At 75.6% G+C, this 7,600-nt stretch carries 7 protein-coding genes; 6 read left to right on the top strand and 1 reads right to left on the bottom strand.

Annotation, left to right across the window (positions count from 1 at the left end):
* Positions 1-1,017, top strand: a 1,017-nt coding sequence (locus ACWCSD_RS43255; protein ID WP_449923896.1) for a phosphatidylglycerol lysyltransferase domain-containing protein, incomplete at its 5' end; no start/stop codon positions are given.
* 10 nt (positions 1,018-1,027) lie between these two features.
* Here the strand turns inward: ACWCSD_RS43255 and ACWCSD_RS43250 are convergent.
* Positions 1,028-1,636: a hypothetical protein gene (locus ACWCSD_RS43250; protein WP_387669403.1), complete on the bottom strand. Its 609-nt coding sequence runs from the start codon at positions 1,634-1,636 to the stop codon at positions 1,028-1,030.
* Between the two features lie 216 nt (positions 1,637-1,852).
* Between ACWCSD_RS43250 and ACWCSD_RS43245 the strand changes: the two genes are divergently transcribed.
* From ACWCSD_RS43245 to ACWCSD_RS43225, 5 genes are all read left to right on the top strand, one after another.
* Positions 1,853-2,452, top strand: coding sequence for a hypothetical protein (locus ACWCSD_RS43245; RefSeq protein ID WP_449923892.1), 600 nt, complete (start codon positions 1,853-1,855; stop codon positions 2,450-2,452).
* A gap of 135 nt (positions 2,453-2,587) precedes the next feature.
* Positions 2,588-3,670, top strand: a complete 1,083-nt coding sequence (locus ACWCSD_RS43240; protein ID WP_397156385.1) for an ABC transporter substrate-binding protein — start codon at positions 2,588-2,590, stop codon at positions 3,668-3,670.
* Positions 3,663-4,775, top strand: coding sequence for a FecCD family ABC transporter permease (locus ACWCSD_RS43235; RefSeq protein WP_449923888.1), 1,113 nt, complete (start codon positions 3,663-3,665; stop codon positions 4,773-4,775). The genes ACWCSD_RS43240 and ACWCSD_RS43235 overlap by 8 nt, the downstream gene beginning before the upstream one ends.
* Positions 4,765-5,550: an ABC transporter ATP-binding protein gene (locus ACWCSD_RS43230; protein WP_397156381.1), complete on the top strand. Its 786-nt coding sequence runs from the start codon at positions 4,765-4,767 to the stop codon at positions 5,548-5,550. Before ACWCSD_RS43235 ends, ACWCSD_RS43230 begins: the two co-directional genes overlap by 11 nt.
* A 130-nt stretch (positions 5,551-5,680) precedes the next feature.
* Entirely contained in the window at positions 5,681-7,366 is a 1,686-nt protein-coding gene (locus ACWCSD_RS43225; RefSeq protein ID WP_397156379.1) for a histidine ammonia-lyase, read from the top strand.
* Positions 7,367-7,600: the final 234 nt, after the last annotated feature.

Here is a 7,600-nt window from a genome sequence, read left to right as displayed (position 1 = left end):
GACTCGCTCGGCTACTTCGCGCTGCGCCGGGACAAGAGCGTGATCTTCTCCCCGTCGGGGAAGGCGGCCGTGGCCTACCGGGTCGTCTCCGGGGTGATGCTGGCCAGCGGCGACCCGATCGGCGACCGCGAGGCGTGGCCGGCCGCGATCGCCGCGTTCATGGCCGAGGCGCGGCGGCACGCCTGGGTGCCCGCCGTCATCGGCTGCGGCGAGACGGGCGGCGAGGTCTGGACGAAGGTCGCGGGGCTGTCCGCGCTGGAGATCGGCGACGAGGCGATCGTCGAGGTCGACGGCTTCACGCTGGAGGGCCGTGCGATGCGCAACGTGCGGCAGATGGTCAACCGCACCCGCCGCGCCGGGTACGTCTGCCGGGTGCGCCGCGCCCGTGACGTGCCCGAGGAGGAGAAGGAGCGCATCCGCCGGGCCGCCGGGCTGTGGCGCGGCACCCAGACCGAGCGCGGCTACTCGATGGCGCTCGGCCGCTTCGGCGACCCCGCCGACGCCGAGTGCCTGGTGGCCACCGCCTGCCGGGACGGCGACCTCAAGGCCGTGCTGCACTTCGTGCCGTGGGGCACCCGGGGCGTCTCGCTGGACCTGATGCGCCGCGACCGCGACGCCGACCCGGGCCTGAACGAGCTGCTGATCGCCGAGACGCTGCAGGCCGCGCCGTCGCTGGGGATCACGCAGGTGTCGCTCAACTTCGCGATGTTCCGCTCGACGCTGGCCCGCGGCGACCGGCTCGGCGCGGGGCCGGTGCTGCGGGCCTGGCGGTCGGTGCTGGTCTTCCTGTCGCACTGGTTCCAGATCGAGTCGCTGTACCGGTTCAACGCCAAGTTCCGGCCGATCTGGGAGCCGCGCTTCGTCGTCTATCCGAACGCCCGCGACCTGCCCAGGATCGGCGTCGCGGCGCTCCAGGCCGAGGCGTTCATCCCGTCGGGCCTGCCGCTGCGCGCCCGCCTGCGCCTGCCCCGGCCCTTCACCCACGACCGCGCCGCCGCCGCTCCCCAGACCCCGTGAAGCGCGCGGTTCACGGAGAGGCGGCGGTGCCGGTGGCGGGCCACATGGTGTTGAGGCGGCCGGCGGTGGCCTGGTAGGCGCGCTCGGCCTCCGGCGTCAGGACGACGTCGGCGCCCGGCCCGGCGGCGGCCAGCCGTTCGCGCAGGACGATGGAGTCGGCGGTGTCGGCCAGGTCGAGCAGCCCGGTGAACCGGGCGGCGGACGACACCAGCTCGGTGGCGGGCAGGCCGGTGCACACGGCGTCGAGGGCCTGGCGGACCACGCCCCTGCCGACCGCGCCGAGGCCGAGCGCCACCGCGGCGGCCGACAGGGTGGCCACGTCGAGCGGGTCGACGTCGACCAGGCGCAGCGGCACGTGCTCGACCTGGCCGCCGGGGGCGTACAGGCGACCGGCCAGGCGGGCGGCGGCGGCGCGCCGGCCCTGCGTGGGGCCGATCGCGCGCCAGAGCCGGCGCAGCGCGGTCAGCGCGATCCCGCCGGCCAGCGGGCCGGGCAGCGGCGAGCCCACGGACTCGGCGGCGCGCAGCACCAGCAGCAGCCTCTCCAGCTCGCCCACCGCGCGGGCCAGGTCTTCGCCCAGGTCGGGGACGAGGACCGCGCGCGGGCCGAGGCCGGTCATGTGCGGCTCCTCACGGAGCCCTCGTCGTCGAGCGGTCGTCGGGCGGCGGAGCAGTCAACCGGAGGGTCACAACCGGAGCGTACGCCGCCCCGGCCACGCCGCACACCCCACCGCTGAGCACCCGGCCCCCAGCCCGGCGCCCACCCCGCGCACCCGTGCGGAGCGGGCGAGCCGGGCGTGTGGGAGGATCTGGCCTCGATGGGTCCATGGTCGTTGGTGCGGTGGCTGCGTGCGGCGAGCTTCGCCGGCACGTGCGCCGCGCTGGCCGCGCTCGCCCACCTGGCGGGCGGCGGCTGCTTCGACCCCGGGGCGCTGCTGGCGGGGTTCCTGCTGGTCCTCGCGCCGGCCCTGGCGCTGACCGGGCGTGAGCGCACGCTGCCCGCCATCGTGCCCGCCACGGGCGCCTCGCAGGTCGTCCTGCACCTGCTGCTCTCCCTGAGCTGCGACCATCCCGCGCCCGTCGCCGCCCCCGCGAGCGTGGTCCACGCGCACGACACGGGCGCCCCGGGGTTCGGGATGCTGCTCGTGCACGCGGCGAGCGTGCTGCTGACGTCGGTCTGGCTGCGCTGGGTGGAGTCGGGGCTGTGCGCCCTGGTCCGCGAGCTGGCCGGGTGGGTGCTGCGCCCGCTGCTGGTGCTGTTCCTCGTCGTGGCCGGGTGGGCCGCGCCGGCGCGCACACCGGTGGGCGGGCGCGACGACGTCACGGCGCGCGTGCGGCTGTTCCTGCGGCACGTGCTGGTGCTGCGGGGGCCGCCCGCGGGTGGACCGGAGCCGCGACGGCCGGTCCGTCCGACGGTCGTGGGCCTGCCCGCCTAGGCGCGCCCGCGGTCCTTCGCGCGCCCGTCCGCCGCGGTTCCTCCGACGACAATCCCGGCTCGCCGCCGTGCCCGCCCCCGCCGTGGGGCCGGTCCGGCGTGCGCGCCTCCGGACTCGACTCAGAGGACATCACCCATGAGACCTTCCCGTACCCGCCGGGCCTCGGCGGTCGCGCTCGTGCTGCTGGCCGCCGCCTGCGGCACGCCCGCGGCGACCGGCGGCGAGGCGGCCACAGAGGCGGCCACCGCGGCCGCGTCCGCCGGCCGGACCGTCTACCCCCTCACCTTCGACAACTGCGGCACGCGGGTCACCTTCCGCCGCCCGCCGCAGCGCGTCCTGATCCTGAACGGCACCAGCGTCGGCGAGGTGGAGAGCTTCCTGCTGCTCGGGCTGGAGCGCAGCATCCTGGCCAACGCCCAGAGCTACGGCGTGTCCGACGACCCGTCCATGACGGCCCGCATCAAGGCGCTGCCGACCGGCGGGCTGACCATGAACAAGAACTTCGACGTGCCCGCCGAGCAGGTGCTCAAGCTCAAGCCGGACCTGGTGGTCTCCACCTGGTCCGGCGGGTTCGACCCCGCCCGCGGCTTCGCCACCCGCGAGCAGCTCGCCGCGGCCGGCATCACCTCGCTGGTCAACCCGGTCAACTGCGCGATGGGCAAGCCGGAGGCCACCGAGCAGGAGAAGCGCGCCTTCCGCAACCAGTCGATCAACTCCTCGCTGGAGTTCCTCAGCCTGCTCGGGCGGGTGTTCGACGTGCAGCGCGAGGCGTTCGACCTGATCGGGCGGCTGCGGGCGCGGGTGGAGTCGGTACGGGCCCGCGTCGCCGCGCTGCCGCCCAGGAAGGTGCTGATCGCCTATCCCGGCATGGCCATGATGAACGCCAACGGCCTGCCCGCCGTGATGACCGGCGGCATCTACGACGACGTCATCAGGGCGGCCGGCGGGGTCAACGCCTTCGCCGGCCAGACCGCCGACATGACGCGCACCCTCAACCGCGAGCAGCTCGCCACCGCCCAGGTGGACGTGCTGGTCGTCGGGCTGTTCACGCCCGAGGAGAAGGGCGAGGAGGCGGCGGCGAAGCTGTTCGCCGCCTACCCCCACTGGGCCGCGGCCAGGTCCAGGAGCTACACGGTCGTCTCCGACGGCGTCTATCTCGGGCCGCTGAACGCCTGGGCCGTGGAGAAGATCTCCAAGGTGGTGCATCCCGGTGGCTGACACGCTGACCGCGCCGCCGCGCCGCGCCGTCCCCGTCCCGCCGCGGCGGCCGCACGCGGTGTCCGGGCGGGCGACCGGGTTCCTGCTGGCCGGGCTCGGGGCCGCGCTGGTCGTGGCCCTGGTGATCGGCATCTCCGCCGGGTCGGTGAACCTGCCGCCGGACCAGGTGTGGGGGGTGGTGTGGGCGTACCTGACCGGGCGGGGCGAGCAGGCCGATCCGCTGCTCGCGCAGGTCGTGTGGGAGATCCGCACGCCCCGGGCGCTGCTGGCCGCGCTGGCCGGGGCCGCGTTGTCGGTGGCGGGGGTCGCGTTGCAGGCGCTGGTCCGCAACCCCCTCGCCGACCCGTACGTGCTGGGTGTGTCGTCGGCGGCGTCGCTGGGGGCCGTGCTGGTGCCCGCGCTCGGGGGCGGCGCGCTGGCCGGGCTGACCGGCGCGCTCGGCGTCACGGGGGCCGCCTTCGCCGCCGCGCTGCTGTCGGCGCTGGTGGTGTACGTCCTGTCCCAGCGTTCCGGCAGGCTGCTGGACTCGTGGCTGGTGCTGACCGGCGTGGCCGTCGGCTACCTGTGCTCGGCGGCCACCACGTTCGTGCAGCTCCAGCTCAACCCGACCGAGCTGCAGGGCATGATGTTCTGGCTGATGGGCAGCGTCGCCGGGGCGTCGTGGGCGGATCTGGGCGTGCCCGCGCTGCTCGTCGTGTGCTGCGTGGCCTGGCTGTCCTCGCAGGCGCGGGCGCTCAACGCGCTGCTGGCCGGCGAGGAGTCCGCGGTCGCGATCGGCGTGCCGGTCGCGGCGCTGCGGATCGGGCTGCTGGCGGCCGGGTCGTTGCTGACGGCGACGGTGGTCAGCGTGGTCGGCGGCATCGGGTTCATCGGGCTGATGGTCCCGCACATGGTCCGGTTCGTGGTCGGGGCCGACCACCGCCGGGTGCTGCCGGTCTCGCTGCTGGCCGGCGCGGTGTTCCTGGTGCTGGTCGACCTGGCGGCGCGGATCGCCGACCGTCCGAACGAGCTGCCGGTGGGCATCTTCACCACGGGGCTCGGCGTGCCGTTCTTCCTGTGGCTGCTGCGCCGGCGGCGGGCGGGAGGCGGCGGCGATGCGGCTTGACCTCGCGGGCGTCAGCGCGAGCATCGACGCGCGGCCCATCGTCACCGACGTCACGCTGAGCGCCGGGCCCGGCGAGTTCGTGGCGCTGGTCGGGCCGAACGGCAGCGGCAAGTCCACGCTGCTGCGCACGGTCTACCGGTCGCTGCGCCCGTCGGGCGGCGTCGTCCGGCTGGACGGCGACGACCTGTGGCGGATGCGGCCGCGGCACGCCGCGCGGCGGCGGGCGGTCCTGCCGCAGCACAACCCGGCCGGAGAGGGGTTCTCCGTGGCCGAGGTCGTCGCGGCCGGACGGCACAGCCACAAGCGGGCGCTGGACCGGGAGAGCGCGGACGACCGGGCGGTGGTCGCCACGGCCCTGGAACGGGTCGGCATGGACTGGGCGGCCGACCGGCTGATGACCACGCTGTCCGGCGGCGAGCGGCAGCGCGTGCTGCTGGCCCGCGCGCTGGCCCAGGAGGCGCCGCTGCTGATCCTGGACGAGCCGGGCAACCACCTGGACGTCGGGTCCCAGCTGCTGCTGCTGGACCTGATCCGCTCGCTCGGCCTGACGCTGCTGGCCGCCCTGCACGACCTGGACCAGGCCGCCGCCTACGCCGACCGGATCGTCGTGCTGCGCGAGGGCCGGGTCGCCGGGCAGGGGCCGCCCCTGGAGGTGCTGACCCCGGCCTTCATCGAGGAGGTCTTCGGCGTCCTGGCCCATGTGGGGCCGCATCCGATCACCGGGCGGCCGCACGTCGCGGTGGCGTCCAGGGCGGGAGGTAAGCGCCTGCCCTAGGGCCGGTCAGCACTCGTCCCCCGGTGCGGAGCCGTGCCCGGCGCCGTCCGTCCGGCCGGTTATAAACGGAGCGGAGTGGATCTTCGTGGTGAAGGGGCCGGGGACCGTGTCGATCAGCAAAGTAGGACGCATGGCCGCCGGTGTCGGCCTGCTCGCGGCGGTGTGCGTGCCGGAGCGGGCCGTCGCCGTCCCGGCCCCTCCCCCGGTGGCGCCCCCGGTCGCGGCGCCGGCGCCCGCGCGGGCGCCGGTGCTGGACCTGGTGCTGGACGGCGGCCGGTTCGCGCTGCGGGACGCCTTCGCGATCCTGGCCGGCCGTCCCGTGCTCGCGCGGGTGTCGGACGCCGCGCGGGCCCGCATGGCGCAGTCGCGGGCGGGGGCGCTGGCGGCCCTGAGCGGCCAGCGGGTGTACGGCTGGAACCAGGCGCTCGGCCCGCTGAAGGACCGCCCGCTCTCGCCGGAGGAGGCCGAGCAGTTCCAGCGCAACGTGCTGCGCTCGCACGCTGCGGGCGTCGGCCCGGCCTTCCCCGACGACGTGGTCAGGCTGGCCCTGGTCCTCAAGGCCAACCAGATGGCCAGGGGGAAGATGGGCGTCCGGCCCGAGGTGCCGCAGCGGCTGCTGTCCCTGGTGAACGCCGGGGTCGTGCCGGTGATGCCGCAGATCGGCTCGCTCGGCACCGGCGACCTGCAGCCGCAGGCGGCGGCCGGGCTGGCCGCGCTGGGCGAGGACGCGCCGGTGCACTACCGGGGCGAGACCGGACCGGCCTCGCGGATGTTGCCGCGGGCCGGGCTGCCCGCGAGCTTCACCTTCGAGGCCGGTGAGGCGCTGCCGATCGTCAGCGGCAGCACGGTGCTGGCCGCCACGCTGATGCACGCCGTGCACCGGGCCACGGTGCTCGCCGACCAGGCGGAGGGGGCCTTCGCCCTGTTCATGGAGGCCACCAGGGCCGAGCGCGGCTCGCTGGACGCGCGCACGCACCGCGAGCGGCACATCCCGGAGGAGGACGCGGTCGCGGCCCGGCTGCGGACCATGGTCGCCGGTTCGGGCTGGATGACCGAGGAGGGCCGCAGGCGGCTCGACCCGGCGAACTACACCCCGCGCATCCAGGACGCGGTCTCGGTGCGCGCGGCCCCGCACATCATGGCCGGGCTGCGGCAGGTGCTCGCCGCCACCCGCCGGACGCTGGCGCGCGAGGCCAACTCCTCGACCTCCAACCCGCTGGTCTTCCGGCGCGAGCGCGGCCCCGGCTACGAGTTCGTGATGGGCGGCAACTGGGACGGCTCGATCATGGGCCATCTCGCCGACAGCCTGAACGCCGAGATCACCGACCTCGGCGTCCTGTCGCAGGAGTTGTCCGGACGCCTGCTGTCGCCCCGCTGGAGCTACGGCCTGCCGGCGAACCTGGCCGGCGGGAGCGTCGGCCTGAACTCCGGGATGGTGCAGGCGCAGTCGGTGGCCGCGGCGGTGGTCCCGGAGATGCAGGTCAGGGCCCATCCGGCGGGCACGTTGTCGCGTCCGGTGAAGGACGGCCAGGAGGACCACAACACGATGGCCATGGCCTCGGCGCGCGACCTGCACGCGAACCTCGACCGCCTGGAGATCGTGCTGGCGGTGCAGTACCTGATGGCGGCGCAGGGCATCGACCTGATCGCGGCGAAGATGGCCGGCCTGCCGCTCGGGACGGCGACCCGCGCCCTGCACGACGAGCTCAGGCGGTACGTCGCGCCGCTGGGCGACGACCGATACCTGACCCCCGACCTGGAACGGACCATCTCGCTGGTGCACGCGGGCGGCCTGACGCCGTACCCCGCCCGGTGACGCCCTTGAACGGGTGAGGGGTGCGCGGGCCGCCGCGGTCGCGCGCCCGAGGCCGCCTGGACCTGGATGGCCGCATCATCGGGGCGGGCTTGCCGGCCGTGACGTACGTGCCGCCGCCCGACTGCTCGAACGCGGGCGCCGCCGGGGGCTCACCTGGGGGGCGGGGGTAGCAGGCGGACCGCGTCCAGGGCCAGCGCGAGGTCCACGATGTCCCGCGGGCGGGTGAGCGAGCGG

Source organism: Nonomuraea sp. NPDC001684 (genome assembly GCF_053596515.1).
The sequence above is the reverse complement of the archived record's forward strand: the minus strand, read 5'-3'. Positions and strand labels throughout refer to the sequence as shown.

Coding starts and splice junctions, on each gene's coding strand:
- ACWCSD_RS43240 (WP_397156385.1), top strand. CDS start 2,588: ATGAGACCTTCCCGTACCCGCCGGGCCTCGGCGGTCGCGCTCGTGCTG.
- ACWCSD_RS43225 (WP_397156379.1), top strand. CDS start 5,681: ATGGCCGCCGGTGTCGGCCTGCTCGCGGCGGTGTGCGTGCCGGAGCGG.
- ACWCSD_RS43250 (WP_387669403.1), bottom strand. CDS start 1,636: ATGACCGGCCTCGGCCCGCGCGCGGTCCTCGTCCCCGACCTGGGCGAA.
- ACWCSD_RS43230 (WP_397156381.1), top strand. CDS start 4,765: ATGCGGCTTGACCTCGCGGGCGTCAGCGCGAGCATCGACGCGCGGCCC.